Raw genomic sequence first — 24,766 nt, 5'->3', positions numbered from 1 at the left:
TGCGGTCCGCGGCGCGGCACCCCGTCAACGAAAGACGTGACAAACAGAACGCGCGCCCACCGCGCGCAAATCGGACTGCCGCCGGCACGACTCCAAACAAACGAAAAGCCCGGCTGCAAGCCGGGCCTGTCGTCGCTCTCGATCTTCCGGATCAGATAGGCTGACCGTCGGAAGTCCGTTGCATATCAACCCTGGCTCACGCCTGGGGCTGCGGCTCCAGGCCTGGATCGGGCCGCGGCCGCGGCTTGCCGGCCGGCGGCACGGCCGACGCGCGCGGCGTCGACGGCTCGACCGCCGATTCGCGGTTCGGCTTCTTGCCCTTCAGGAGGTCGTTGATCTCCTCGCCGGTCAGCGTCTCGTATTCGAGCAGCGCCTGGGCGATCGCTTCCCAGTCGTCGCGCTTCTCGGTGATGATGCGGCGCGCCTCCTGCTCGCCGGCCTCGATCAGGCCGCGAATTTCGGAGTCGATCAGGCGGGCGGTATCGTCGGAGATGTTGGTCGAGCGCGCCACCGAATGACCCAGGAAGACCTCCTGCTCATTGCTCTGGTAGCGCACGCGGCCGAGCTTGTCCGACATGCCCCATTCCATGACCATCGCGCGGGCGAGGTTGGTGGCCTGCTGGATGTCGCCGGTGGCGCCATTGGTCACCTTCTCCGCACCGAACTTCTGCACCTCGGCCTCGCGGCCGCCGAACATCATCGCGAGCTTCGAGACGCACCACTCACGCGTATGCGAGTGACGGTCGGCCTCGGGCAGCGACTGCACCATGCCGAGCGCGCGGCCGCGCGGAATGATGGTGGCCTTGTGGATCGGGTCGTGGCTCGGGACGTTGAGGCCGACGATCGCATGTCCCGCCTCGTGATAGGCGGTCAGCATCTTCTCTTCCTCGGTCATGACCATCGAGCGGCGCTCGGCGCCCATCAGCACCTTGTCCTTGGCCTCCTCGAACTCGGACTGCGTCACCATCCGCTTGTTGCGGCGAGCGGCGGTCAGGGCAGCCTCGTTGACGAGGTTCATCAGGTCGGCGCCGGAGAAGCCGGGCGTGCCGCGGGCGATGGTCTTGAGGTTGACGTCCGGCGCCAGCGGCACCTTGCGGACATGAACCTTGAGGATCTGCTCGCGGCCGATGATGTCCGGGTTCGAGACCACGACCTGGCGGTCGAAGCGGCCGGGACGCATCAGGGCAGGATCGAGCACGTCGGGCCGGTTGGTGGCTGCGATCAGGATCACGCCCTCGTTGGCCTCGAAGCCGTCCATCTCGACCAGCAACTGATTGAGGGTCTGCTCGCGCTCGTCATTGCCGCCGCCGAGACCGGCGCCGCGATGGCGACCGACGGCGTCGATTTCGTCGATGAAGATGATGCAGGGCGCGTTCTTCTTGGCCTGCTCGAACATGTCGCGGACGCGGCTGGCGCCGACGCCGACGAACATCTCGACGAAGTCAGACCCCGAAATGGTGAAGAACGGCACGTTGGCTTCGCCGGCCACCGCACGCGCGATCAGCGTCTTGCCGGTGCCGGGAGGGCCGACCAGCAGCACGCCGCGCGGGATGCGGCCGCCGAGCCGCTGGAACTTGCCGGGATCGCGCAGGAATTCGACGATCTCCTGCAGATCCTGCTTGGCCTCGTCGACGCCAGCGACGTCCTCGAACGTCACCCGACCGTGCGCCTCGGTCAGCATCTTGGCGCGCGACTTGCCGAAGCCCATCGCCTTGCCGGCGCCGCCCTGCATCTGCCGGGAGAGGAAGATCCAGACGCCGATCAGCGCGATGAAGGGCAGCCACGAGACCAGCAGCGACACGAACCACGGCACGTTGTCGCCGGGCGGCTTGGCCTGGATGTTGACCTTGGCGTCGTACAGGCGCTTCACGAGGTTCGGATCGCTCGGCGCGTAGGTCTGGAACGACGAGCCGTTCTTGAAGGTGCCGTGAATCTCCGGCCCCTGGATCACGACGTCGCGCACATTGCCCTGATCGACCTCGGTCAACAACTGCGAGAAGTTGATGTCGGTCGACGACGCGCGTTGCCCCGGGTTCTGGAAGAGTGTGAACAGCGCCAACAGCAACAGGACAATAATGACCCAAAGGGCGAAATTGCGCAGATTGGCGTTCATCGATTTTCCTTCGTGGTCGCGCGGATCGCGGCCGTTCGTCCTCGGACTCATCCCTGGGTAGCCACGAGGGAATCCCCCGGTCGACCGTCTCGTAATCTAGGTACCACTCGCGGCAATGCCAAGGGAACTAGAAAGGACTATTTATCGCATCCTAGCCCGATTCCCGCTCAAAAAATGGCGCGGGAAACCGCTGCCAGGGCCGGTGGTTAAGGGTCCGCGAAAGCGACGAACCGCTTCAAGTCGCGCCCGACCGCCGCGGCGGCGCGGGCGTGATGCGGATCGCGCCTCGCGTCATGCTTACCAGTGCACCAGCCAGGGTCTGTTTTAGCCTGCCCGGAGCAGACGTACCACCATCTGCGTTCCCCGCAAGAGTCCGGTCCAGCCGCGCCAGCAGCGCCTCGGCCTTGCCGAGTTCCACGGGACCTTCAGTGCCAATGCGATTGATGGCGCGCATCAGCAGCCTCAGTTTGATTTCTGCCGGGAGTGCGACAAAGGCGCGCGCCTCGAAGGTCTCGCCGTGATCCGCCTGTCCGGGCCCGGTGCCGGCCGCTCGCAATGCGAGATAGCGTTCGGCGCCATCCGCCATCGATTCGATCGCGGCATTGGCCCGTCCGAGCCGGTCGGCCAGCGTCGCCAGCGTCCGGGCATCGCCGCCCTCGGCGGCCAGAGCCGGCATCAGGGCGCGCAGCCGCGGCCGGGTGAAGGCGGGATCTTGATTGGTCGGATCATCTGCGAAGGGGATCCCGGCCGAGCGCAGCGTCGCCACCAGCCTGGCCTTGGCAACGTCGAGCAGAGGCCGCGCCAGCAACAGCCCTTCACGCTCGCTGAGCGGTGCCATCGCCGCGAGCCCCGCAATGCCGCTGCCACGCAAGAGCCGCATCAGCACGGTCTCGGCCTGGTCGTCACGGGTGTGGGCGGTGACGACGTGTCCGGCGCCCGCCTGCCGCGCCGCGCGCGCCAGCAGGCGGTATCTTGCCAGGCGCGCCGCTTCGGGAATCCCGGTGTCCGGCTTCTCATCGTTCCAGCGCAAGGTTCGATGTGGAATTGCGAGCCGCCGCGCGGTCTCCTTCACCATACGGGCTTCACGGGCGGAGTCGCGCCGCAGAGCATGGTCGACCGTCACAGCCACAAGGCGCGGCCCCTGCGCAAGCCCCGCGCGCCACCGCGCCGCGAGCCACATCAGAGCCATCGAATCCGGACCGCCCGATACGGCGAGCACCAGCACGGGCGCCGCCGAAAGCGGCGCGAACAGGCGCTCCGCTTCGGCGGAGGAGATCGCAAGATTATCTTCGGAACCGGCCTTCGACATGGCGCCGCAGCCTACCCGCCCCGCCGGTCGTAGGCGAGAGGCCTACCCTCGCCCGGGGGCGTTCAGCACTTCACCCGCTTCTGCTCGCGATCGACCGTCGCCTTCACGCCCGCCGACGCGCGCGGATATTTGCGCGTCACTTCGCCGAACGCGGCGCAGGCGGCCTCCTTCTCCTTCAGCGCGGCCAGCGACTGGCCGAGCCGGAGCAGCGCATCCGCCGCCTTGCCCGACTTCTCGTATTTCGTCGTCACGGCGAGGAAGACCTCGGCGGCATCGCGATATTGCTGACGCTGGTAGAAGCTCTCGCCGAGCCAATATTGCGCGTCGCCGACCATCGGATCGTTCGGATATTTCTGGGTGAAGTTGCGCATCGTCTGCTCGGCCAGCGCGTAGTCGCGGCGCTGCATGTAGCCGATGCCGAGGTCGTATTCGTCGCGCGGCGTCTGCCGCGGCGGCGCGGTCTCCAGTCCGCCAGCGCCGGGAGCAGCGGCCGGCGGCGCACCCTGGGGATAGCGACCGCCCGTGTTGGCGAGAGTCGTGGGATCGCCGGCGGGACGGCCGGCGGGCTGGCCGCCACCCGGCTGGATCGGCAACTGGCCGCCGCCGAGCGCTTGCGGGGCGCCGGGAGCCGTCGGATTCTGGCTCGGATCGAACGCATCGCCGCGGCGGCCCCGGCCAGGGGCCGCGGGCTCCTGGACGATTTGCACCGGCGCGCCGGCCTGCGGCTGCGCATAGCCCGGCTGCTGCTGGGGAGAGGCCTGTTGCGGCTGGCCGTACTGCTGCTGGCCATATTGCTGCTGCCCGTAAGCGGGCTGTGGAGGCTGGCCGTAGGCGGGATTGGCCTGCGCCGGCGCGGCCGCGCTCGGCTGCGCCGCGGGGGCGCCGCCGGGCGCTGCGCTCTGCAGTTGCCGCAGCCGCTCCTCGAGCTGGCGATTGCGATATTGCAGCTCCTCGTTCTGACCGGTCAGTTGCCGGAGCTGGTTTTCGAGCCGCTGGATCCGGATCTCGGGATCATCGTCGGTCTGGGCGAGCGCCCGCGACGAAAGTGCCTGACACGAGAATACGACGAGCGCTGCGAGGATCGCGGCGGCGCTCCGTGGAAGAAACATGAATGACATGCTGCCCTGACGACCGGATCGGCGAGACATTGAAAACAGGCCTGTGAGCGAGGCTGTAAAGCAGAAATGCGATAGAGACAAATGACGTTCAAGCGAAGACAAGACCAAGCTCGGACAAGACCCGCCGATCACAAACAATGAAGCCGGCGTCGATGGGCGACGCCGGCTTCATCAGCAACGGATTCGTTCAGCTTTATGAACTGGCGTTCAGGACCGTCACCGCACGACGGTTCTGCGACCAGCACGAGATATCGTTACAAACCGCCACCGGCCGCTCCTTGCCGTACGAGATCGTGCGCATGCGGCCCTGGTCGATGCCGCGCGACACCAGGAAGTTGCGGACCGACTGCGCGCGCCGCGCGCCCAGCGCGATGTTGTACTCGCGGGTGCCGCGCTCGTCGGCATGGCCCTCGATCGTGAAGGAGTAGCGCGGATAGCTCTGCAGCCACTGCGCCTGCTTCTCCAAGGTCGCGATCGCCTGCGGCGTGAGATCGGTCTGATCGCTCTCGAAGAAGACGCGATCGCCGACATTCACGACGAAGTCCTGCTGGCTGCCTGGAGTCGCAGCGCTGGCCATCGCCCCGTCGGCCCCGGTGAGATTCTTGTTGGCGCAGGCGCCCATCGACAGCGCCACGGCCAGCACGGCGGCCAACTTCAATCCCTGGAGGATACGCATCTGATATTTCATTCCCGGAGCCTCCACGCTCACGTTCTTAGACTGCCATCCGGTCTACAGGGCGATGGTTAAGCGAACGTTCCGTCAACCTTGATGGGGTCTTGCCGAACCCCGTCAAATGCTAACGAAACCCGAAAAGCGACCGCGATGGTTAATGGGTTGTAAATGTGGCGCCAGGGTGAAGGCAAGCGGCGCGACGCCTGCAGCAGGGCGCTTTTTCGCTGATTTTTGCATCAGCGCCACGGTGTGAACCGGCCAGACGGCCGAACTGGCCCCGATATCCGCCGATGATCAGCCGGCCTTCGCGACCGCCTGAATCCTGAACGAATCAGTGAAGGCGTCCGGCGCGGGACGATCGAACAGCATCCGCCGTTCGAACGCGCTCGAGCGCATGAACGGAAAGCGCTGGAACACGCGATCGCGGATCGAAGGATAATGCGCGGCCACCAGGCCGACCGGCTTGGTGAGGCCGGAGTAGAGCCGCGGCTCACCCCATGGTTCCTGCAGGAACACCTTCTTGTAGAAGGCGCGATGCTCGGGGCGGACGTTGGCGAGACCGATGTCCGCATTGAAGTGGGCGCAGGCGACGTAGCCGAGCCGGACCGTCACATAGGGAAGCGCCGGAAACAGCCGCGCCTTCTCATGGTCGGCGACGAACCGTGTCGGGTCGATGATGACCTTCCCGCGCTCGAGCTCGGGATGCAGCAAGTCGGCGAACATGTCCGAGGACAACGATCGGCGCCATTGCGAGTTCACCACGCTGATGCGGATCGAGCTGTAGAGCTCGCCATTGACGTAGACGCCGAAGATGAAGCTGTTGGGAAGATCGTCATATTCGTCGGTGACACGTTCGCTGGGCGACGGCAGGATGGCGCCTTCACGCAGATAGGCGCGGTAGCGCAGCCGATAGATCTCGTCCTTGTCCTCAACAGTCAGCGCCAGTCGATAGTCCACGTTCTCCAGCACATCCGACTTCTGTTCAGCAACGGCACTTACTCTAGCCGCCGACTTCATCCGCAACCCCTTCTCACACAACTCCTACGAGCAGTATGAGCTTAACAGCGGGTTAATGCCGACGCAAAGCTTTCGGCGGTACAAAGTTAACAGCTCGTAGAATCCCGGAGGCGCAACCGTGACTTACGGGATTGGACGCTGCACCGGACGGATTGCTTCGGATCACTTGCGTGTCAAATCGAAACGGATTGGCTTGGTAGACGCGTGCAATGTTTCCGAATGATGCGACGTGGGGTTGTCACATCGCCATTCACGTGCGAGCCACGCTCGTAGAGAGGACTGGCGGGATGCTACGCACAGAGCTCTCCTCCAGCGCCGGTCGATCTTCGCGGCACGTCCGCATCAAGGCGGAGGTCGGGCGATCAAGCGATCGAACGTGTCCCGCCGGCGGCCGCGATCGCCCCGTCGCTCGAACGGCGCCCATGCGAGGCATTCAGGAGCTGTCGGATGCGGATTGCGGGGACGGGCCGGCTGAACAGATAGCCCTGCGCCTCGGTGACCGTGCCGTCGGCGCTGACCAGTTCGAGCTGCTCGTTGGTTTCGATGCCCTCCACCACCACCGACATGCCGAGATCGGCGGACAATCTTGCGACACCGCGCAACAGGGTCAGCGGCCGATCGCTGTCGATGCCTTCGAGGAAAGAGCGATCGATCTTGACCTTCTCCAACGGGAAGTTGTGCAAATAGCTGAGGCTCGAATAGCCGGTGCCGAAATCGTCGAGCGAAATACGGACCCCGAGCATGTGCAGTTGCGACAGCACATCGTGCGTGAGCTGGGTGTTGCGCAACAGCGAGGATTCGGTGATCTCGATTTCGAGCCGATGCGGCGGCAGCCCGGACACTTCGAGCGCGTAGCGGACCTCACTGAGCACGTCGCGCTGATGGAACTGCTGCGGCGAGAAGTTGACGGCGACGCTGACCGCATCCGGCCATTTCATGCATTCCAGGCAGGCCTTGCGCAGGATCCAGCGGCCGAGATCGACGATCAGGCCCATGTCCTCGGCGACGGGAATGATGTCGACCGGCGAGACCGTGCCGCGCACCGGGTGATTCCAGCGCAGCAGCGCCTCGCAGGTCGAGATCTTGCCGGACTTCAGATTGACCAGCGGCTGATAGAACAGCTCGAACTCCTCGTTCGCCAGCGCCTTGCGCAGATCGAGCTCGAGGATGCGGCGCGCCTCGACCGTCTGGGCGAGTTCGTCGCGGAAGAAGCAGAAGGTGCCCCGTCCCTCGGCCTTGGCGCGGTACAGCGCCATGTCGGCGTTCTTCAGTAGCGTGTCGGCGCTGATCCCCGGCCCAGTCATGGCGATGCCGACGCTGGCGCCGATCTCGACCAGATGATTGTCGATCTTGTAGCGCTCGCTGAGCTGGTCGACGATCCGGCGCGCCAGCATGGCCGCGTCATCGTTGGAGCGGATGTTGCGCTGGAACACCACGAACTCGTCGCCGCCGAAGCGCGCGACGAAGTCTTCCGGACGCAGCATGTCGCGCAGCCGCTCGGAGACCGCGCAGAGCAGTTGATCGCCGCAGGGGTGGCCGAGCGTGTCGTTGACCTGCTTGAAGCGGTCGAGATCGACGAACAGCAGCGCGGACAATTCGCCGTGCCGCTGCGGAATCCTGAGCAGCCGTTCGATCTCGTCGCGGAAGCTGACGCGGTTCGGCAAGGTCGTGAGCTCGTCATAGCGCGCCAGATGCGAGATGCGCGCCTCCGCATGCCGGCGCTCGGTGATGTCCTCGAGCAGGACCACGGCGCCGCCGTCGGCCATCGGCTGGAAGGTCCAGGACAGCGACCGGTCGCGCGCGACGTCGGGATCGCTGGTAATGACGTTATGGGTCTTGGTGTGCTCGATCTCGGCCAGAATCAGCCGGCCGCTCGAAGCGGAGATCGAGCCTGCGATCACGCAGGCGTTGATGATGTCGGCCGCCTTGCCGCCACGCTGCAGGATGTCATCCGGCAGGCTCATCATGTGGCCGAAGCGGTGGTTCATCACGGCCAGACGCCCGTCGGAGCGGAACATGCACAGGCCGTGCGGCATGTTGTTCAGGGCCGTATCGAACTGCTTGGCCAGCGCAGCCTCGCTTTCGCGCGCCACGAAGGCCTGGACGAAGATCCTCTGCAGATTGGTCGAGATATGTTTCAGCGACACGAAGAACAGGACGCAGAACGCCGCCATGCCCAGGTAATAAGGGCTGCCGTGGATCGCGAGAGCCACTGCAAGCGGTCCGCAGGCGAGCAGGATCTGGACATGGAATATCCAAGGCCGCCCGTAGGTCCGGCCGGCGCCCGCCGACATGTAGCAGAGCGTCACCGTGATCGCGATCAGGTGCACCACCGGGTCGCTGTTGTCGACAAGGGCGACTACGCACCACACGCCGAGCACCAGCGCATAGATCATGGCGCCGATCTGGTAGCGAACCTCCCAGCGCTCGACCGCCTCCTGCGTGAGGCGACCGTTGTCGCAGAGGCTCCGATAGTAGCGCATGTCGAGCGAACGGAACGCCCCTGCGATGATCAGCATCGCGGCACACGGCCACAGATTGACGTCGCCGCTCTTGATCGCGGTCATGACGGCGGCGACGGCGGCGCAGAGTGCGCCGGCGAACATCGGGCCGGGATCCTGGAAGAGGGAGTCGACGAGAGCCGCCTGGATCGCAGGCGACAACTTTTGATCGTCTTCTCCATTCTGAGTGGCAAGCTGCATTCGTGCGCACGCGTCCTGTTCGGTGCACAAACATTACCGCTCGCAGGTGAAGTCTTTCTGAGGGAACATCGTTAGCGGAGCGTTTCCGCGCTCGCGAAATGCACGAATTCGCTCGAAAATTCAGAGAACTAGGCAAACACTACCCGGCTACTACAACTAATAGTTCCACCTTTCCACAGAACACGCCTCGCGCGACTCGAAAAATCGCGTCCACCACGACGTGAGCGGGCCCAGAGCCTCGCTCACCGTCACGACAACAGCGGCGACCAGGCCGGATCCGAGGCGAAGCCCGGCGTCGGCACCTTCTGCTCGAAGCGGCCGGAGACGTCGATCGAGTACAGCGACGGACCGGCGGTGCCGCCGGGGTCACGGAAGAACATCAGCACGCGGCCGTTGGGCGAGAAGGTCGGCCCTTCGTTGTGGAAGCCGGCGGTGAGGATGCGCTCGCCCGAGCCGTCCGTCTTCATGATGCCGATCGCGAACTGGCCGCCGCCCTGCTTGGTGAAGGCGATGAAGTCGCCGCGCGGCGACCACACCGGCGTCGAGTAGCTGCCCTCGCCGAACGAGATGCGCTGCGCTGCCCCGCCACTGGAGGACATCACGTAGATCTGCGGCTTGCCGCCGCGATCGGACTCGAAGCAGATCTGGCTGCCGTCCGGCGAGTAGCACGGCGAGGTATCGATCGCCGGCGTGTCGGTGAGCCGCGTGGTCGTGCGCGAGCGCAGGTCCATCACGAACAGGTTGGAGTTGCCGCCCTGCTGCAGACTCAGGATGATGCGCTGGCCGTCCGGCGAGAAGCGCGGCGAGAACGACATGCCGGGGAAGTTGCCGACGATCTCGCGCTGGCCGGTCTCGATGTTGAACAGATAGACCTTCGGGTCGCCCTGCCCGAACTCCATGTAGGTGATTTCCTGGCTCGACGGCGAGAACCGCGGCGTCAGCACGAGGTCGGCACCGCGGGTGAGATAGCGGACGTTGGCGCCGTCCTGGTCCATCAGCGCGAGCCGCTTGACGCGGCGATCCGACGGGCCGCTCTCGTCGACGAACACGACGCGGCTGTCGAAATAGCCCTTCTCGCCGGTCATCTGCGTGTAGATCTGGTCCGAGATGATATGCGCGATGCGCCGCCAATATTCCGGCGCCGTGACATATTGCTGGCCGGTGAGCTGCTGTCCCGAGTTCGGGTCCCACAGCCGAAACTCAGCCTTCAGGCGCCCGTCCGGCTGCCGCGTCGCGCGGCCCGTCACCAGCCCGCGCAGGTCGAGCGGACGCCAGCTCGCGAATTGCGGCGGCGCCTCGAAATTGCTGATGCGCTCGGGAAACGCAGCCGGGTCGACCGGCACGAACAGCCCGCTGCGCTTCAGATTGTTGGTGATCACCTGCGCAATGCCATTGCCGACATCGGCATCCCCTGCCCCGCCGGGCACGAAGGGCGGAACGGCGATCGGGATCGGCTTGAACTCGCCGCTCGGGATGATCTCCAGGCGCTTTTGCTGGGCGAGCGCGGGCCCAGCGCCCAGCGCCGCCATCGCGGCGCCTCCGGTCAGCAACAGCTGGCGCCGCGTGAAAAATCCGGTCGTGCGCGTCGGAGGTGTCGTCAAGTTCGGCCTCGCATCGAATTCATCATTTTGAGATTGAATGTCGTCGGTACGAGCTTCCACTCATTGTACCGGTTCTTCGGCAGGAACGAATAGGGCTGGCAATTCTCGACCGCGCGCTTGGCATTCTCCGCCATGGCCACGCTGACCCGCGACGGTCCTCGCGTCCCAACGACGGCCGGCACGGCGGCCAGCGATCCATCCGGACGCAGCTGGATGTCGATATCGACCTCGATCTTGTCCTCATCGACGCCGGTATAGGGAAGATTGAAGCAGCGACCGACCGCTTGTTGAAATGCGATCTGCCAGCTCGCGACGTTGGCTTCGGCCGTTCCCTGCGTTGCGCCGAGCGCCGCATTGGCATTGAGCTCCGCCCCCGTCGCCGCCTGCCGCGTCGGGTCCTTCTGATTGATCAGGCTCGCGATCTTCTCAGAGTCGTATTTGCGCTCGCTCTTGTGCTTGGGCGGCTCCGGCGGCGCGGCGGCGGCCTGCGGCTTCGGCGGCTGCTTCGCCTTGTCCTTGTTGAGCACGCTGGCGATCTGGTCCGGATTGAAGGGATCGGGCTTCTTCTCTTCCGGCTTCGGCTTCTCGGCCGGCGCGGGCTTCGGCGGCTCCGGCTTCTTTTCGGCCACCGGCTTCGGCGTCTCCGGCTGCTTCTCGACCGGCTTCGGCGGGTCGGGCTTCTTCTCGACCGGCTTCTCCGGCTTGGGCTGCGGCGTCGGCGCTGCGTCGGTCTCGGTGACCTGCTTGGTGTCGACCTTGCCGACGATGTCCTCGGTCGGCTTCTTCTCGCCGATCTTGTCGGCCAGCAGCTTCTGGGATTCCTTCTTGCCCGTCAGCACGCCGGCCTTGGCCTTGGACGAGTTGTCCTCCGAGATCACGTCGACGGGTACCAGGTCCTCCGCCGGCACCACCATCGAGCGCGCGGAGAAGCTGAACAGACCCCAGCACAGCACGAGCACGTGCAGGGCGACGGACAGCACCGTCCCCTTGCGCGTGCGAACGAACCGGATGAGGTCTGCTGACGTCATGAGCCCTGATCCGGCAGCACGACGATGCTGGCGCGATAGCCGGCGTCGCGCGCCAGGCCCAGCACCTTCATCATGTCGGAGTAGCAGGCGTCGCGGTCGCCGCGGATCTTGACGACGTTGTCGGCGCCACCGGCGCCCGCTTCCTTCATCGCCTTGATCTTCGGCCCAAGCTCGTTGATCGCGATCGGCGAGTCGCCGAGATACACGTCCACCTTCGACGCGCAGCCGCCGCCGGTCTTCTTGACGGTGACCTCGAGCGGCGGCTTGGCGTCGGCCGTCGAGGCCGAGCCGCCTTGCGCCTGGGGCAGGTCGACCTGGATGTTGACGGTGAGCAGCGGCGCCGCGACCATGAAGATGATCAGCAGCACCAGCATGACGTCGACCATCGGCGTGACGTTGATCTCCGCCATCACGGCCGCCTTGCGCCGACCGCGGCGACCACCGCCGCCGGACGCGCTGCCCATGCTCATGCCCATGCTGTGGTACTCACGATCCGGATGCCACTATACCTGCCCTCATCCCCGCTCGTCGATCTGACGGGACAAGATGGCTGAAAATTCATCTGCGAAGCCTTCCAACCGCTGCGCCTGCCGGTTCACCTCCGAAGAGAACTTGTTGTAGAAAATCGTCGCCGGGATGGCCGCGATCAGGCCGATGGCAGTGGCGAACAGCGCCTCCGCGATGCCCGGCGCGACCACCGCCAGCGAGGTGTTCTTCGAAGCCGCGATCGCCTGGAAGCTGGTCATGATGCCCCAGACCGTGCCGAACAGGCCGACGAAAGGGCCGGCGGAGCCGACCGTGGCGAGCACCAGGAGACGGCGTTCCAGCCGCTCGACCTCGCGCGCGATCGAGACGTTCATCACCTTCTCGATGCGCATCTGCAGCCCGGCGAAGGAGCGCGCATGGCCCTCGAACGAGCGCTTCCATTCCCGCATCGCCGCCACGAAACACGCCGCCATCGACTGCGTCGGCTTCGCCGACAGCACCCGATACAGCTCCTCGATCGACTCGCCGGACCAGAAGGCCTGCTCGAAACGGTCCATCGAGCGGCGGGTCCGCGAGAACAGGAACATCTTGTCGATCGCAATCGCCCAGACCCAGATCGAGCAGGAGATCAGGCCGAGCATGATGATCCGAACCACCCAGCCGGCATTGCCGAACAGATCGATCAGGGACAGGCCGCCGCTATCGACAGACATCTGCAGTATCCTCTCAACCAATCATCCCGGGACGCCCGGGACCATGCAGCCGCCGTTCCATGCCGGATGCCGTCGCGGCGGAAAGCGCCTGCGCGAGAAAACCCTGAACTGATCGCTTTAAGAGGCCCGCCGAAGCCATAAGCGGCCTGCTTCCTCTGCCAACGTGTCAAAACAAGGGCTCTTGGCGCGCGTAAGCGCCCCTTAACCAAACCCCCTCCGGGGTTAAGGCGGGGTTACCGCGGAGTATTGCCGAGGTCAAAGGTCCAGCCGGACCAGCCAGATAGAGCCTTTGTGATCAGTCGCTTGACCCTTTTGGCCGGCGGCGGACAGCGGCCAGCCGCCGCAGGTGGGCGGTATCGGAGAACGCAAAACGCCCGCCGGCGGGGGAACCGCAAGCGGGCGTCTTATGCCGTCAGGGCGGGGGCTGAAAGCCCTGCGCCGTCAGGTGAGAGGCGATCAGCTCTGCGGCTGGTCGTTAGGCGGGGTCGGACGCGGCTTGTGCTGGGCCATGAACGCGTCGAACTCCTCCTTGTCCTTGGCGTGGCGCAGCCGGGTCAGGAAGTCGCGGAACTCCTGCTGCTCCTCCTCGAGCCGCCGCAGGGTCTCCATGCGGTACTCATCGAAGGCGCGGTTGCCGCTCGAAGCCGGCTGCGAGAACCCGAAGCCGAAGCCGCGGCGCTCCATCTTGTCGCGCATGCGGTCCATCTTCCACTGCATCCGCTCCATCTTGTTCGACCAGCGATCACCGCCGTTCCAGCACGCCATCTTTCTGCTCCCGAGTGTGAAAAAGAGAAGGGCAAGTCCGATCGGCCACCAGATGATGAAGCCGAGCACGGTCACGGCGATCCAGCCGGGATGCCAGGGCGACTCCATCATGCGGGGCCGGTACCTCTGCTCCTCCTCCGAACCGCGCCAACGATTGACATCTGCGGTGTAGGCCATCTCCCTCTCCATTCGCGGCGCCATGCCGTGTGAATGTAAATAACATTTACATAGCTAGCTCAACCCGGGATTTTGTCAAGGCGACCGCCTGACGCGTCGCTCGAATTATTTTTCGGCGTTCCTTGAACCTTATTTCGGGCGGCCCCAGGGCCCTGCCGGCTTGTCATCGTCCGGCAGCGGCGGCGGCTCGGCAGCGGAGGACGGCGCAGGCCGGCGGTCGGTCGGGAAGCCGAGCCCGCGCAGATAGATCAACACCTCGGCCTCCAGCAGCTCCTCGGGCGACATCGGCAGCTTGCGCCGGGCAGCATCGCCGCGCGCGAACAGCGAGGCGATGCCATGCGCCATCGACCAGATGTGCAGCGCCATCATCAGGGCCGGCGGCCGCGGCACCCCGGCCGGCGCCAGCGCCGCCAGCCGCTCCGCCGCAGCACGGATGACGCCGAAAGCGCGCTCCCCCGCCGCCAGCAGACCGGCGGTGGAGTCGGCCGGCACACCGGATTCGAACATCGCCGAATAGAACGCAGGCTCCGAACGGGCAAATGCGAGATACGCCTTGCCGACGCGCTCGAACGCCGTGACGGTGTCGGGCCGGCCGTCGTCCCACGCCGCCGAGAGCTGCGCCTCGAACTGCTCGAAGCCGCGCTGGGCGATGCTCGACAGCAGTTCGTCGCGGTCGCGGAAGTGGCGATAGGGCGCGGCCGGGCTGACGCCGGCCATGCGGGCCGCATCGGCAAAGGTGAAGCCGGCAGCCCCCTTCTGCGCGATCAGGTCGAGCGCCGCCTGCAGCAGCGCCTCCTTGAGGTTACCGTGATGATAGCCGCGCTCGGCGCGGCGCTCTTCCTTGCGCCAGCTCATGTAAAAGGCTTTTACATGAGCCGGGTCAAAGGAAGCCAGCGACTTTTGGGCGGGGTCAGCCGCCGATGTGCGCGGGGGGGCCGTCCCGTCGTCCCGTTAAGCCCCCAGCGAAACAGGCGCCACCCTCGCCTGAAGGGTCGCGCAAGGAGCAGGGTGGCACCGAAGTCGCCGCGAGATCAGCGCGCCCGGCACAAGCGCCGGGCGCCGCAGCAAGCGCGATGTTCACACCTCAGCCGACGTTCCGCCCTGCAGGCCGCTCAACTAACCGCCCGGAATCGGCAGCACCGGCATGATCTCGACCCGCTCGCCCGGGAAGATCGCAAAATGCGGATGGTTGACGAACATCTTCGCGGCATCCTCGTGCGACGCGGCGCGGACCACGGTGAACGCGCCCATCTCGTTGGCGATGTCGTTGACGCCGCCCTTGTCGACCCGCTTGGTCTTGCCGAGCGGCCCGCCCATCGCGACGATCGCGTCCTTGTGTTGGTCCACCCAGGCATGCCAGGCCGCCATGCCCTGCTGTCCCCTGGCATTGCGCTCCGTTTCGGACAGCGCCTCCCAGGCTTTCCAGGCCGGACTGGTCTTGCTGCCGAGAAAGACGGCGAGATAGGTGTTGCTGTTGTCGCTCATTGCACTTCCCTCTCCTGCTGTGAAACGGATCGATCAGACACGGCCGGCATGCGGCAGCTCGGCGAAGCCGGCGGCGGCCTGCTGCACCTCGTCGGAAAAATCGGCCATCTCCTGGACCTGGCGAATCTCGATGATCTCGTTGTCCGAGGCCGGGCACTGCCTGGCCCAGGCGATCGCCTCGTCGCGCGAAGCGACCTCGATCATCCAATAGCCGCCGAGCACCTCCTTGGCCTCCGCGAACGGGCCGTCGGTCACCACAGGCGTGCCGCCCGCGAACGAGACCCGCGCCCCCATCGACAGCGGATGCAGGCCCTCCAGCGTGATCAGCACGCCGGCGTCCTTCAGGGCCTCGTTGTAGCGCATCATCGCCTTGACGCGCTCGGGATCGAGCTGCACGTCCGGCGGCGCGCGCTCATAGCCGAGCGGGATCATCAGCATCATGAATCGCATTGCGTTTCTCCTCCTCTCCTGATCAGGGTCGGTTCAGCTCTTGGCGGCCTGCGCACGCAGCCGTTCGACCCGCTCACGCAATTTGGGCGTGAACGCCTCGCCGAAATCCTCCGCGGCGTAGACCTGGCGGATCTCGATCTCGCCGCTCGGGAACGGCGCCCGCTGCATGTGCTCGATCACCTCGTCGAGCGAGCCGGCCTTGAGCATCCAGAAGCCCGCCGCGAGATCGCGGGAGAGATCGAACGGACCGCGCGCGACGCTCGGCGTCCCGTTCGAGAAGTCGATGCGCGCCCCCTTTGCGGTCGGATGCAGGCCCTCACCCGCCTCCATCATGCCGGCCTTGACCAGTCCCTCGTTGAACCGGCCCATCGCCGCGAACTCCTCGGTCGTCGGCAGGATTCCCGCTTCCGTGTCCCTGGTCGCCTTCACGATCACCATGAACCGCATGGCGCCTCTCCCCTGATGCTGTCCGGCAGGACTGCCCTGCCCTCATCAGTAAGACGATCCGGCCCTGGTGCCGCCGACACGCTCCCGCAATTATTTCGACCCGGTTCCCGGTTCAGCCCGGCTCCTGCGGGAACATGTGGAAATAAGGCTCGGCCTCTGCGAGCACCCGCGCCACGGATGGCCTCGCCTTGAGCCGGTCGAGATAGGCTGTGACCCGGGGGAGCCCATCACCCAGCGGCTCCACTCTGTCGGCGTAGAACAGCGCCGGCAGGGCGGCGCAATCTGCTAAGGTGAACGGGTCTCCCATCGCCCAGCCACGCGGCGGCAGCTCGGCCTCCAGCATGGCGTAGGACGTGCGCAGCCGGCTTCGAGCGTCGGCGACGCCGAGCGGATCGCGGGCATCGGCCGGCCGCAGCCGGTCGAACACGACGGTCTGCGTCGGCATGTGCAGATAGAGGTCGAGAAAGCGATCGCGCAGACGTGTCCGCAAAGCGAGATCGGGATCATCGGGAATGAAGCGCGTCCTGCCCGCATAGTGCTGGTCGAGATATTCGATGATGATGCTCGATTCCGGAATCGTGCGCTGCTCGTCGCGCAGCACGGGAAATTTACCGACCGGCCAAAGCTTCAAGAACGCCGCGCGCTCATCCGCGTCACCGAGATTGATCAGCTTCGGCGTGAACGAAACGTCGTTCTCATACAGCGCGATCAGCACCTTCCAGCAGAACGACGACAGCGGATGATAGTAGAGGGTCAGCGACATCCTACGCTCCTGATGAGTTGAGTGAGAACAAGTTGTTTGGTCCCGAACGCGCGGCCGCAGGGATGGTGCGCTCCCTCGCCCCGTTCTTCACGGGGAGAGGGTTGAGGTAAGGGGCTAGACGCACCGGTGGTGTGAGTGGAAAGACCTGCACTCCCCCGGGACACGGAGCGCGCCCGCGAGATCTGGACTCACACGTCCCGAACGGGGGCATAGCGCGCGATGACAACGCCGTTGGACAGCGCCCGGCTGTCGATCAGGCGGAGCTTCACGGCCTGACCCGGCTTGAACAGCGGCCGTCCGGCGCCGAGCACGCGCGGATTGATCGCGATACGAAACTCATCGATCAGATCGTGCGCGACGAGCGTCGAGGCGAGGTCCGCGCTGCCGAACAGGAACAGGTCCTTGGCATTCTCCTGCTTGAGCTTGTCGACCTCGGCCGCGAGCTGCGGACCCAGCAGATGCGCGTTCGACCATGCCAGGCGAGACAGCGTGCGCGACGCGACATATTTGGGGATGCTGTTCATGAAGTCGGCGATCACGCCCTTCTCGGTCGGCCAATAGCCGGCCATCAGATCGTAGGTCACCCGGCCGAACAGCAATCCGCCCGCCTCGTGCAGTTGCGTCTCGGAGATCTGCTCCAGCTCCGGGCCCCACACATCCTCGTGCCAGGAGATGTCGCCGTTCGGGCCCGCAACCATGCCGTCCAGCGTCATCATGTTCCACATCACCAGTCTCGCCATCGACTGCCTCTCCCTGACTGCTTTCATTTTGCAAGCAGTTGGAGAATGCCCAGACCGGTGCAATATTGCAAGCGGTTTATGCGCGATCCCTGCTCACGAGACTTCGATGTCCGACCCTCAGCGCTCCGGCTGCCCGATCAACCTGTCGCTCGAACTGGTGGGGGACAAATGGAGCCTCTTGATCATCCGCGACATGATGTTCGGAAATCGCCGGCATTATCGCGAGCTGCTCGGCGGCTCGGAGGAAGGCATCTCCTCGAACATTCTCGCCGACCGGCTGAAGACGCTGCTCGCGGCCGGCATCATCAGCCGTGAGGACGATCCGAGCCACAAGCAGAAGGGCATCTATTCCCTGACCGAGCAGGGCATCGAGCTGTTGCCGATCCTCGCGCAGATGGCGGGCTGGGGTTACAAATATCTCCCCGTCTCGGAGGAGCTCGGCATCCGCGCCAAGCTGTTGATGGAAGGCGGCCCGAAAATGTGGGCCGAATTCATGGACGAGCTGCGCGAGACCCATCTCGGCGCGAAACGGCGCAGGAAGGCTGGACCGAGTGTCGGCGAGCGGCTGCAGGCGGCTTACCAGAAGGTCGTCGCTGCCAAGACAGCCGAGGCAGGCGGCAGGTGATCGTGCGCCTCGCAACGCGCACGGATCGTGCGCGCCGCTTCCCGCATCAGAACCGTGTGTTGTCGGCCCTGTAGCGCGATGATTTGCGCGGGGCGCGTTCGGGGGCCTGCTCGAGCTGCGCGATCGGGCGGCGATAGGTCTCCGCGCGACGCAGCCAGCCCGCCTCCCACACGCGGTTCGAGGGCAGATTGCGAACCCGCTGTTGCAGCACGACCTGCACCGCGTCGGAATATTCGGCGAGCACGGCCTTGGACTCGGTGGTAGTGCCGTTCATCTTGAGCAGTACCTGCTTGAGACCCCAGCCCTGGCGCTGGCCCGTCTCCTTGTCCACCGCCGTCTCGGACGGATTGGTGCCCTCGCCCTTGAAGTTGATGTAGTCGATCAGCGGATAGAGATCGTTGGAGGCGCGCACGACCCGCGAATACTGCGCGACGATGTGCTCGCGTTCGGCGCTGTCGGGCGTGTTGGCGAGGATCTTGTCCATCGCGCCTTGCGCACGCGCCACCAGGAACTGCGTCTGCTCCGCAATCGTGTCGAGCAGGAACTGCCGCAATTGCCGCATTTGCGGCGAGTTGAAATTCCGCTTGAAGTCGGCCCGGCTGGTCCACGGGCATGCCGGAATCGGCGTCTTGTCGAGCCATGCAGGCAACGGCGTCTTGCCCTTGCGCAGAAATGCGATCAGCCCCGGAAAACCCTCTTCATAAGGCGGCTTCGCGGTGGATGGGTACCAGATGAAATGCCCGATTCCCAGCGAGGCGAATTCTTCACCCGCATTCCACGACGTGATCGCGTCGCGCCGTCCCCCGGCCTCGTTGAGCCAGATCTTGCGGCCGATCATCTGCGCAACGTCGGCCGGGAGCGCGCGTTGAGGCACCGACTGATTCTTCGTCGTCTTGGTGTCGCTCCGCGGGTCGGCCTTGCGCTCGGCCGCGACCGGCTTCGCGGGCTCGGTCGATGGCACGGCCACCTTCGGAGCCGGCGTCGGCACGTCCGACGGCCGCCCCACCGTCTCGGGCTCCGCCGTCTGCGGCTGCTGCGGCGGCGCGACATCGTGCGCAGCCTGCTCGGTCTCTGCCGGTTTCTCTGCAACGCTGCCATCCGCTCCGGCGGCGCCGGACGCCGCGAGCCCGAGGACAATGCACGACAACAGCAACGCGCCGCACACGCGCCTCAGATCATTCGGCCCGCGCGACGAAGCGTGCAGCTCCGTGGTTCTGACGAGAGTGATTCGCCGGCTGATGAATTGATCGCCCATGTCGATTCTACCGAGACTCTTAAACTCTACGCTACCGGTTCAGATTCGTCCCAGACACGTCCGAGAACGCCCCGACGACGGGCAAATCAGCCGACGGCGGGGCTGTCCAATTCCACGGGGGAATGCGCCTTTGGAGGCTGCGGCGCGGCCGCGAGACCGCCGGCGCCACGGAGCTTTTTCGTGAAGACTTTCAAGTCGATCACCCTTACCCTTGTCGTCCAGTCCTTCTCGTAAGAATGTTCCTCTTTCTCCTTTCCAGAATTCATGCTCTTTTAGCCACGTCCTGTTCCCGATCGAGACGGACGTTTCGCGGTCGTCACGAACGTGGGGAGCAGGACGCGGTGGAAGCGTCGATGTTGCAGCTTGGAGCATGATTCGGAACCGGAGGATGTTGACGCGCAGTGCGCCACAGCTTTCCGACAAGATCATGCTCATATGAGGACACGCAGACGAACAACGCGGCGCGTACGGCGAAATCGTGTGGTCCCGGCATCCCGATGCTGATGCCGTGTCCGATGCGTGAGCGCATTGTGGCGGAAACGGGGGCAAGACAGCCGGTCCCCGGGGAGCGTGTTATAGGCCGTCAGACCATCGCGCAGGGAGGGCCGGGATGTCTCAGCCGAACCTGTGGTTCCTACCCCGTGCATTTTTCCCGCACGGGGGCCGATGGGGCGCCAAGCTCCCGGTCTTCCCTGCTCCCTCCGATCGAGCGGGAGGCCAAGGCGGGCATGACTCGGATGCTTCTCCACCGCGAGCACGCGAGCTGATGCGACCGCTACCACCGCTGGCTGTTTGACAACGCCCACGAACTTCGCTGGCTATACGCATCGCGCGGAGCTGGATTGAACGTACACTGACAGATGTGACGGCCTTCACAGCTGATCCGCGCAGCGCATGTTAGGACTCAACGAAGAGAAAAGCCGGGCTGCCGGCCCGAGGAGTCGACCGCCGTGACGGAAACATCGACGACGACGCAGACCGACAAGGTCGCCCTGATCACCGGGGCGGCGCGCGGCATCGGGCTGGCGACAGCAAAGAGATTTCTGCACGAGGGCTGGCGTGTGGCCCTGCTCGACATCGAGAAGAAGCTGCTCGACGACGCCACGGCCGCACTCGAATCTCCCGATCGAACGCTCGCCCTGCATTGCGACGTCGCGGAAGCCGAGATGGTCGCCGATGCGTTGGCGCGCCTCGCCGACCGGTTCGGCCGTCTCGATGCGCTGGTCAACAATGCCGGTGTCGCACGCTTCGCTCCGATCATGGAAACCAGCGAAGCCGACTGGCAGCGCATCCTCGACGTCAATCTGACCGGGCCGTTTCTGTGCACGCGGGCCGCGGTCCCGCTGATGCGCGAGCGCGGCGGCACCATCGTCAACATCACCTCGATTTCCGCCGTCCGCGCCTCCACGCTGCGCTCCGCCTACGGCACCAGCAAGGCGGCGCTGGCGCATCTGACCAAGCAACTCGCGGTCGAGCTCGCATCCGCCGGCATCCGCGTCAACGCGGTGGCGCCGGGCCCGGTGGAGACCGCGATGGCCAAGGACGTGCACACGCCGGAGATCCGCGCCGACTATCACGATGCCATTCCGCTCAACCGTTACGGCCTCGAGGACGAGCTCGCCGAGGCCATCTTGTTTCTCAGCTCCGAACGCTCCAGCTATATCACCGGACAGATCCTGGCCGTCGATGGCGGCTTCGACGCCGCGGGAATCGGATTGCCGACCTTGCGCGGCCAACGCAGGAACACATGAAACGATGCCGAGCCGGATGCGCATCATCCTGACCTTGCTGCTGGCGGTCGTCCTGTGGGGAATCGCGACGATACTGGCGCGCGCCGACGTCCGCATCATCTCCTCGCCCGGCGGCGAGGTGGGGCCGTTCATCGATCTGTTCGAGAAGGTTCGCGCCTCCGGCGAGCGTGTCATCATCGACGGTCCCTGCCTGTCGGCCTGCACGCTGGTGCTCAGCGTCGTGCCCGAGGACCGCATCTGCGTGACGCGGCGAGCCACCCTCGGCTTCCACGCCGCACGCTCGGTCGACCGGCGCGGCCGCGCTTATGCGGAACCAGAGGCTTCCAAGCTGGTGCTGCAGACCTATCCCACGCCGGTGCGCGGCTGGATCGAGCGCCGCGGCGGCCTGACGTCGCGGCTTCTGTTGTTGCGCGGGCGCGAGCTCAAGGCGATGTACGCCTCGTGCCGCTAGCGGCGTCACGCCTCGTAGCCATCCGCCGGGGAATTGATCATCCACGGAATGCCGAAGCGATCGACGCCCATGCCGAAGCCCTTCGACCAGAAGGTCTTGCCGAACGGCATGGTGACGGCACCGCCTTCGAGCAGGGCGTGGAACTTGCGCTCCGCCTCGGCCGGGTCTGCGATCTGGAGCGAGACCGAGATTCCGTGCGGCTTGCCTTGATAATATTCGGGCGGCGAATCCGAGGCCATCAGGACGCCGCCGCCGATCGAGAAGCGGACATGCATGATCCTGTCCTTGTGCTCCGGCGCACACGGCATCTCCGGTGGCGCCTCGCCATAACGCATCATCATGTCGACCTTGGCGCCGAGCACCTCGCCGTAGTGCTTGAGCGCCTGCGCGCAATCGCCATTGAATGTCAGATAGGGACAGATCATCGTCATCCTCCTTGGTTGAAAGATCATTTGTCAGCGCAGCAGCGGCAGAAGCGCGCGCAGGCGGCGGTCGCGCAGCCACAAGCCGCCCCACAGCAGGAGTCCGAGATAGAGGCCGAACAGGACGTGGCTGAACAGCGGACTGCCGATGCGGACATGCGAGGCGATGGCGCCGCCGAGATAGCCGGTGAGCAGGATCGCGCCGACGAACGATGTCGGCGGCAGGATATAGAGCACGGTGCAGAGAAGCGTGATGAGGCCGAGCGCCCGCGCCATGGCGTCGCCTGCTCCATAGCCCATCTGATCCAGCGTCTGGGTGACGACGGGCAGAGGGATGAGCTTGACCGCGCCGTCGAACAGCAGGAACAGCGTCACCAGACCGCTCAGGATGCGGCCGCTCCACAATTCGGCGCGCGAGACCGGCTCTTCCATCGTCGTCATCTGCAGCTCCTTCCCGTGATGCTGCTCCCAGGACGAATGAAGGATCGTGCCGCCGACAGCCCGGTGCAGAATTTTAGATCGAATCTCGGCAGTATTTCACTGGCCGACCCGAGCCTGAGCCGTCGCGCTGTCGCGCATCAGGCGATCGAGCTGCATGCGGATATGCGCGGCCTCCGCCGAGCTGTGCGCCAGCGCGATGGCGCGGTCGAAGGCGGTCCGCGCCTCGTCATTGCGCCCGAGCTGCATCAGCAGCGCGCCGCGCACGCCGAAGAAATAGAAATAGTTGGCAAGCCGCCCTTCGAGCGGCGCAATCAAATCGAGCGCCGCCTCGGCCCCGCGCACCTTGGAGACGGCGACGGCGCGATTGAGCGTCACCACCGGCGAGGGCTGCACCACTTCCAGCGCGCCATAGAGAAGATCGATCTGCGTCCAGTCGGTGTCCTCCGGGCGCGCGGCGCGCGAATGCAGCGCCGCAATCGCCGCCTGGATCTGGTACGGGCCGCTGTGGCGGTGGCGGATCGCCTTGTCGATCAGGGCCACGCCTTCCGCGATCATCGGCTGGTTCCACAGCGAGCGATCCTGTTCGTCGAGAAGGATCAGCGTCCCCTCCGCATCGAAGCGGGCGGCGCTGCGCGCGTGTTGCAGCAACAGCAGCGCCGTCAGCCCCATGATTTCGGGCTCGCTCGGAAACAGCCGCAGCAGCAGCCGCGCCAGCCGGATGGCCTCCTCGGACAGCGGCTGGCGCAGCGCCGCGGTCTCGCCGCTGGCCGAATAGCCCTCGTTGAAGATCAGGTAGATCATGGCCGCGACCGCGGTCAGGCGCTCGGCGCGCTCGATCGCGCCCGGCGTCTCGAACGGCACGTCCGCCTGCGCGACGCGCGCCTTGGCGCGGGTGATGCGCTGCTCCATGGCGGCCTCGCTGACCAGGAAGGCCCGGGCGATCTGCTTCACCGTGAGCCCGGACACCACCCGCAGCGCCAGCGCGATCTGCTGCGTCGCCGGCAGGTCCTTGTGGCAGCAGATGAACAGCAGGCGGAGGATGTCGTCGCGGTAGTGCGAGCCGTCGAGCCGGTCGGCGAGCGCGCTCTCGGCGTCGTCGAGATCGGAGATCGCCTCGTCATCCGGCAGCGGCTGCTCGCGGCGGACCCGGCGGACATCGTCGATGGCCGCGTTGCGTCCGACCATGATCAGCCAGGCGGCCGGATCGCGCGGCGGACCGTTCTGCGGCCAGCTCTTCAGGGCGCGCAGGCAGGCGTTCTGGAACGCCTCCTCCGCCGTGTCGAGGTCGCGGAAATAGCGCAGCAGCGCGCCGACGGCCTGGGGTCGTGCCGATGTCAGGGCCGCATCGATCCAGGCCGTATCGGTCATGCCAGCGCTCCACCCGGCCTGAACGTTCCGACGGGACGGATCTCGTAGGAGCCGCCGGGATTGGCCTCGCCGAGCTCGCGTGCGACCTCCAGCGCCTCATCGAGATTGGCGCAGTCGACGAGATAGAAGCCGAGCAGTTGCTCCTTGGTCTCGGCATAGGGGCCGTCGATGACGAGCGGCGGATCCTCCTTCCGGAGCGTCGTCGCAGCCGTGGTCGGCAGCAGCCGCGCCACCGGCCCAAGCCGCCCCTGCTTGGCGAGCTTCTCCTGGATGACGGCAAGCTTGGCCATGACCGCGGCATCCTGGTCCTTGCTCCAGGCGCAGACGACATCCTCGTCGTGATAGCAGAGCAGCGCGTACAACATCAGCAGGCATCTCCCTTCGTCTTCAAGACGGTGGAGTATGCCTCCGGCCGACAGTCCCACGAAGTATTTTCGCGGGGTTCCGCCTACAGGAACAAGCCGCCTACCAGGAGATGCCGTACTTGGCCGCGATGTTGCGCGCCCGGGTCTCCTGCGCGCTCTCGCGCGGCTGCCTGGCGCGCGCGGCCTGCCGCTGCGAGTTGGCCGGGCCCTGCCCTTGCCATGCGGCGCTCGGTCCACCTTGGCTGCCCGCGTTCGGGGACATACCGTCCTGCGTCTGGCCGCCGGCCTGCGGCTGACTGCCCTTGCCGATCGAGATGCCGTTGGCCGACAGGATCGACCCGACATCGATGGTCTGGGCCTGGACCGAGGCAGACGCGACGACGAAAGCAGTGGCGAGAAGCAATTTGCGCATAACGATTGTCTCCGTGTTGATGGGCGGAGATTGGCGTGCGCGCGCGATCTGGTATGTGGAACACGTCACATAAGCTCGAGGACTCTCCG

Annotated in this window: 26 protein-coding genes; 3 read left to right on the top strand and 23 right to left on the bottom strand. The window is 65.6% G+C overall.

Features of this window, described 5'->3' with window-relative positions; translation table 11 throughout:
* Positions 1 to 196 precede the first annotated feature (196 nt).
* From ftsH to QW881_RS05275, 17 genes are all read right to left on the bottom strand, one after another.
* The gene (ftsH, locus tag QW881_RS05355; protein ID WP_315777758.1) at positions 197 to 2,113 is read right to left on the bottom strand and encodes an ATP-dependent zinc metalloprotease FtsH; all 1,917 of its coding nucleotides are present in this window, start codon (positions 2,111 to 2,113) and stop codon (positions 197 to 199) included.
* A gap of 235 nt (positions 2,114 to 2,348) precedes the next feature.
* Complete coding sequence (gene tilS, locus QW881_RS05350; protein ID WP_316158334.1) at positions 2,349 to 3,422, bottom strand: tRNA lysidine(34) synthetase TilS; 1,074 nt, start codon at positions 3,420 to 3,422, stop codon at positions 2,349 to 2,351.
* A 62-nt stretch (positions 3,423 to 3,484) separates the two neighbouring features.
* A complete protein-coding gene (ybgF, locus tag QW881_RS05345; RefSeq protein WP_315756054.1) occupies positions 3,485 to 4,531 on the bottom strand; it encodes a tol-pal system protein YbgF in 1,047 nt (348 codons plus the stop codon).
* A gap of 202 nt (positions 4,532 to 4,733) precedes the next feature.
* The gene (gene pal, locus QW881_RS05340; RefSeq protein ID WP_315736319.1) at positions 4,734 to 5,228 is read right to left on the bottom strand and encodes a peptidoglycan-associated lipoprotein Pal; all 495 of its coding nucleotides are present in this window, start codon (positions 5,226 to 5,228) and stop codon (positions 4,734 to 4,736) included.
* A gap of 279 nt (positions 5,229 to 5,507) precedes the next feature.
* Positions 5,508 to 6,230, bottom strand: a complete 723-nt coding sequence (locus tag QW881_RS05335) for an N-acyl amino acid synthase FeeM domain-containing protein (RefSeq protein WP_315756053.1) — start codon at positions 6,228 to 6,230, stop codon at positions 5,508 to 5,510.
* Positions 6,231 to 6,592: 362 nt separating this feature from the next.
* Positions 6,593 to 8,932 carry a putative bifunctional diguanylate cyclase/phosphodiesterase gene (locus QW881_RS05330; RefSeq protein WP_315756052.1) on the bottom strand — a complete coding sequence of 780 codons (2,340 nt, stop codon included), beginning with the start codon at positions 8,930 to 8,932 and terminating at the stop codon, positions 6,593 to 6,595.
* 248 nt (positions 8,933 to 9,180) lie between these two features.
* On the bottom strand, positions 9,181 to 10,461 hold the full coding sequence (gene tolB, locus QW881_RS05325; RefSeq protein ID WP_315737038.1) for a Tol-Pal system beta propeller repeat protein TolB: 1,281 nt from the start codon (positions 10,459 to 10,461) through the stop codon (positions 9,181 to 9,183).
* Between the two features lie 68 nt (positions 10,462 to 10,529).
* A complete protein-coding gene (locus QW881_RS05320; RefSeq protein ID WP_315756051.1) occupies positions 10,530 to 11,561 on the bottom strand; it encodes a protein TolA in 1,032 nt (343 codons plus the stop codon).
* Entirely contained in the window at positions 11,558 to 12,037 is a 480-nt protein-coding gene (locus QW881_RS05315) for a biopolymer transporter ExbD (protein WP_315736315.1), read from the bottom strand. The genes QW881_RS05320 and QW881_RS05315 overlap by 4 nt, the downstream gene beginning before the upstream one ends.
* A gap of 39 nt (positions 12,038 to 12,076) precedes the next feature.
* Positions 12,077 to 12,760 carry a protein TolQ gene (gene tolQ, locus QW881_RS05310; RefSeq protein ID WP_315717584.1) on the bottom strand — a complete coding sequence of 228 codons (684 nt, stop codon included), beginning with the start codon at positions 12,758 to 12,760 and terminating at the stop codon, positions 12,077 to 12,079.
* Positions 12,761 to 13,216: 456 nt separating this feature from the next.
* The gene (locus tag QW881_RS05305) at positions 13,217 to 13,702 is read right to left on the bottom strand and encodes a DUF2852 domain-containing protein (RefSeq protein ID WP_315736314.1); all 486 of its coding nucleotides are present in this window, start codon (positions 13,700 to 13,702) and stop codon (positions 13,217 to 13,219) included.
* Between the two features lie 129 nt (positions 13,703 to 13,831).
* Positions 13,832 to 14,557, bottom strand: a complete 726-nt coding sequence (locus QW881_RS05300) for a TetR/AcrR family transcriptional regulator (RefSeq protein ID WP_315756050.1) — start codon at positions 14,555 to 14,557, stop codon at positions 13,832 to 13,834.
* Positions 14,558 to 14,818: 261 nt separating this feature from the next.
* Positions 14,819 to 15,187: a hypothetical protein gene (locus QW881_RS05295; protein WP_315756049.1), complete on the bottom strand. Its 369-nt coding sequence runs from the start codon at positions 15,185 to 15,187 to the stop codon at positions 14,819 to 14,821.
* A gap of 33 nt (positions 15,188 to 15,220) precedes the next feature.
* On the bottom strand, positions 15,221 to 15,637 hold the full coding sequence (locus tag QW881_RS05290) for a YciI family protein (protein WP_316158333.1): 417 nt from the start codon (positions 15,635 to 15,637) through the stop codon (positions 15,221 to 15,223).
* Positions 15,638 to 15,670: 33 nt separating this feature from the next.
* Positions 15,671 to 16,084: a YciI family protein gene (locus QW881_RS05285; protein WP_316158332.1), complete on the bottom strand. Its 414-nt coding sequence runs from the start codon at positions 16,082 to 16,084 to the stop codon at positions 15,671 to 15,673.
* A gap of 112 nt (positions 16,085 to 16,196) precedes the next feature.
* Positions 16,197 to 16,847, bottom strand: a complete 651-nt coding sequence (locus QW881_RS05280; protein WP_315756046.1) for a glutathione S-transferase family protein — start codon at positions 16,845 to 16,847, stop codon at positions 16,197 to 16,199.
* A gap of 188 nt (positions 16,848 to 17,035) precedes the next feature.
* Positions 17,036 to 17,587, bottom strand: coding sequence for a dihydrofolate reductase family protein (locus QW881_RS05275; protein WP_316158331.1), 552 nt, complete (start codon positions 17,585 to 17,587; stop codon positions 17,036 to 17,038).
* Between the two features lie 106 nt (positions 17,588 to 17,693).
* On the opposite strand from QW881_RS05275, the gene QW881_RS05270 reads away from it, so the two are divergent.
* Positions 17,694 to 18,212, top strand: a complete 519-nt coding sequence (locus tag QW881_RS05270) for a helix-turn-helix domain-containing protein (RefSeq protein WP_316158330.1) — start codon at positions 17,694 to 17,696, stop codon at positions 18,210 to 18,212.
* A 46-nt stretch (positions 18,213 to 18,258) separates the two neighbouring features.
* Here the strand turns inward: QW881_RS05270 and QW881_RS05265 are convergent, their stop codons facing one another.
* Positions 18,259 to 19,467: a hypothetical protein gene (locus tag QW881_RS05265; protein ID WP_316158329.1), complete on the bottom strand. Its 1,209-nt coding sequence runs from the start codon at positions 19,465 to 19,467 to the stop codon at positions 18,259 to 18,261.
* 950 nt (positions 19,468 to 20,417) lie between these two features.
* On the opposite strand from QW881_RS05265, the gene QW881_RS05260 reads away from it, so the two are divergent.
* Both QW881_RS05260 and QW881_RS05255 read left to right on the top strand, forming a co-directional pair.
* Positions 20,418 to 21,218 carry an SDR family oxidoreductase gene (locus tag QW881_RS05260; protein ID WP_315756042.1) on the top strand — a complete coding sequence of 267 codons (801 nt, stop codon included), beginning with the start codon at positions 20,418 to 20,420 and terminating at the stop codon, positions 21,216 to 21,218.
* A 4-nt stretch (positions 21,219 to 21,222) separates the two neighbouring features.
* Positions 21,223 to 21,669: a hypothetical protein gene (locus QW881_RS05255; protein WP_315756041.1), complete on the top strand. Its 447-nt coding sequence runs from the start codon at positions 21,223 to 21,225 to the stop codon at positions 21,667 to 21,669.
* A 5-nt stretch (positions 21,670 to 21,674) separates the two neighbouring features.
* Here the strand turns inward: QW881_RS05255 and QW881_RS05250 are convergent, their stop codons facing one another.
* The 5 genes from QW881_RS05250 to QW881_RS05230 form a co-directional block, all read right to left on the bottom strand.
* A complete protein-coding gene (locus QW881_RS05250; RefSeq protein ID WP_315756040.1) occupies positions 21,675 to 22,094 on the bottom strand; it encodes a VOC family protein in 420 nt (139 codons plus the stop codon).
* Between the two features lie 30 nt (positions 22,095 to 22,124).
* On the bottom strand, positions 22,125 to 22,496 hold the full coding sequence (locus tag QW881_RS05245; protein WP_315737036.1) for a DoxX family protein: 372 nt from the start codon (positions 22,494 to 22,496) through the stop codon (positions 22,125 to 22,127).
* A 132-nt stretch (positions 22,497 to 22,628) separates the two neighbouring features.
* Positions 22,629 to 23,900: an RNA polymerase sigma factor gene (locus QW881_RS05240; protein ID WP_315756039.1), complete on the bottom strand. Its 1,272-nt coding sequence runs from the start codon at positions 23,898 to 23,900 to the stop codon at positions 22,629 to 22,631.
* Positions 23,897 to 24,265 carry a YciI family protein gene (locus tag QW881_RS05235; RefSeq protein ID WP_315717600.1) on the bottom strand — a complete coding sequence of 123 codons (369 nt, stop codon included), beginning with the start codon at positions 24,263 to 24,265 and terminating at the stop codon, positions 23,897 to 23,899. The genes QW881_RS05240 and QW881_RS05235 overlap by 4 nt, the downstream gene beginning before the upstream one ends.
* A 100-nt stretch (positions 24,266 to 24,365) precedes the next feature.
* A complete protein-coding gene (locus QW881_RS05230) occupies positions 24,366 to 24,677 on the bottom strand; it encodes a hypothetical protein (protein ID WP_315756037.1) in 312 nt (103 codons plus the stop codon).
* Positions 24,678 to 24,766 lie beyond the last annotated feature (89 nt).

The sequence above is a fragment of the Bradyrhizobium sp. SZCCHNS3016 genome, from assembly GCF_032484535.1.
Classification (GTDB): Bacteria; Pseudomonadota; Alphaproteobacteria; order Rhizobiales; family Xanthobacteraceae; genus Bradyrhizobium.
The sequence above is the reverse complement of the archived record's forward strand: the minus strand, read 5'-3'. Positions and strand labels throughout refer to the sequence as shown.

What these genes read in the sequence shown, in the direction of transcription:
- ftsH (WP_315777758.1), bottom strand. Translation starts at nt 2,113, where the DNA reads ATGAACGCCAATCTGCGCAATTTCGCCCTTTGGGTCATTATTGTCCTG.
- tilS (WP_316158334.1), bottom strand. Translation starts at nt 3,422, where the DNA reads ATGTCGAAGGCCGGTTCCGAAGATAATCTTGCGATCTCCTCCGCCGAA.
- ybgF (WP_315756054.1), bottom strand. Translation starts at nt 4,531, where the DNA reads ATGTTTCTTCCACGGAGCGCCGCCGCGATCCTCGCAGCGCTCGTCGTA.
- pal (WP_315736319.1), bottom strand. Translation starts at nt 5,228, where the DNA reads ATGAAATATCAGATGCGTATCCTCCAGGGATTGAAGTTGGCCGCCGTG.
- QW881_RS05335 (WP_315756053.1), bottom strand. Translation starts at nt 6,230, where the DNA reads ATGAAGTCGGCGGCTAGAGTAAGTGCCGTTGCTGAACAGAAGTCGGAT.
- QW881_RS05330 (WP_315756052.1), bottom strand. Translation starts at nt 8,932, where the DNA reads ATGCAGCTTGCCACTCAGAATGGAGAAGACGATCAAAAGTTGTCGCCT.
- tolB (WP_315737038.1), bottom strand. Translation starts at nt 10,461, where the DNA reads ATGGCGGCGCTGGGCGCTGGGCCCGCGCTCGCCCAGCAAAAGCGCCTG.
- QW881_RS05320 (WP_315756051.1), bottom strand. Translation starts at nt 11,561, where the DNA reads ATGACGTCAGCAGACCTCATCCGGTTCGTTCGCACGCGCAAGGGGACG.
- QW881_RS05315 (WP_315736315.1), bottom strand. Translation starts at nt 12,037, where the DNA reads ATGGGCATGAGCATGGGCAGCGCGTCCGGCGGCGGTGGTCGCCGCGGT.
- tolQ (WP_315717584.1), bottom strand. Translation starts at nt 12,760, where the DNA reads ATGTCTGTCGATAGCGGCGGCCTGTCCCTGATCGATCTGTTCGGCAAT.
- QW881_RS05305 (WP_315736314.1), bottom strand. Translation starts at nt 13,702, where the DNA reads ATGGCCTACACCGCAGATGTCAATCGTTGGCGCGGTTCGGAGGAGGAG.
- QW881_RS05300 (WP_315756050.1), bottom strand. Translation starts at nt 14,557, where the DNA reads ATGAGCTGGCGCAAGGAAGAGCGCCGCGCCGAGCGCGGCTATCATCAC.
- QW881_RS05295 (WP_315756049.1), bottom strand. Translation starts at nt 15,187, where the DNA reads ATGAGCGACAACAGCAACACCTATCTCGCCGTCTTTCTCGGCAGCAAG.
- QW881_RS05290 (WP_316158333.1), bottom strand. Translation starts at nt 15,637, where the DNA reads ATGCGATTCATGATGCTGATGATCCCGCTCGGCTATGAGCGCGCGCCG.
- QW881_RS05285 (WP_316158332.1), bottom strand. Translation starts at nt 16,084, where the DNA reads ATGCGGTTCATGGTGATCGTGAAGGCGACCAGGGACACGGAAGCGGGA.
- QW881_RS05280 (WP_315756046.1), bottom strand. Translation starts at nt 16,847, where the DNA reads ATGTCGCTGACCCTCTACTATCATCCGCTGTCGTCGTTCTGCTGGAAG.
- QW881_RS05275 (WP_316158331.1), bottom strand. Translation starts at nt 17,587, where the DNA reads ATGGCGAGACTGGTGATGTGGAACATGATGACGCTGGACGGCATGGTT.
- QW881_RS05270 (WP_316158330.1), top strand. Translation starts at nt 17,694, where the DNA reads ATGTCCGACCCTCAGCGCTCCGGCTGCCCGATCAACCTGTCGCTCGAA.
- QW881_RS05265 (WP_316158329.1), bottom strand. Translation starts at nt 19,467, where the DNA reads ATGGGCGATCAATTCATCAGCCGGCGAATCACTCTCGTCAGAACCACG.
- QW881_RS05255 (WP_315756041.1), top strand. Translation starts at nt 21,223, where the DNA reads ATGCCGAGCCGGATGCGCATCATCCTGACCTTGCTGCTGGCGGTCGTC.
- QW881_RS05250 (WP_315756040.1), bottom strand. Translation starts at nt 22,094, where the DNA reads ATGATCTGTCCCTATCTGACATTCAATGGCGATTGCGCGCAGGCGCTC.
- QW881_RS05240 (WP_315756039.1), bottom strand. Translation starts at nt 23,900, where the DNA reads ATGACCGATACGGCCTGGATCGATGCGGCCCTGACATCGGCACGACCC.
- QW881_RS05235 (WP_315717600.1), bottom strand. Translation starts at nt 24,265, where the DNA reads ATGTTGTACGCGCTGCTCTGCTATCACGACGAGGATGTCGTCTGCGCC.
- QW881_RS05230 (WP_315756037.1), bottom strand. Translation starts at nt 24,677, where the DNA reads ATGCGCAAATTGCTTCTCGCCACTGCTTTCGTCGTCGCGTCTGCCTCG.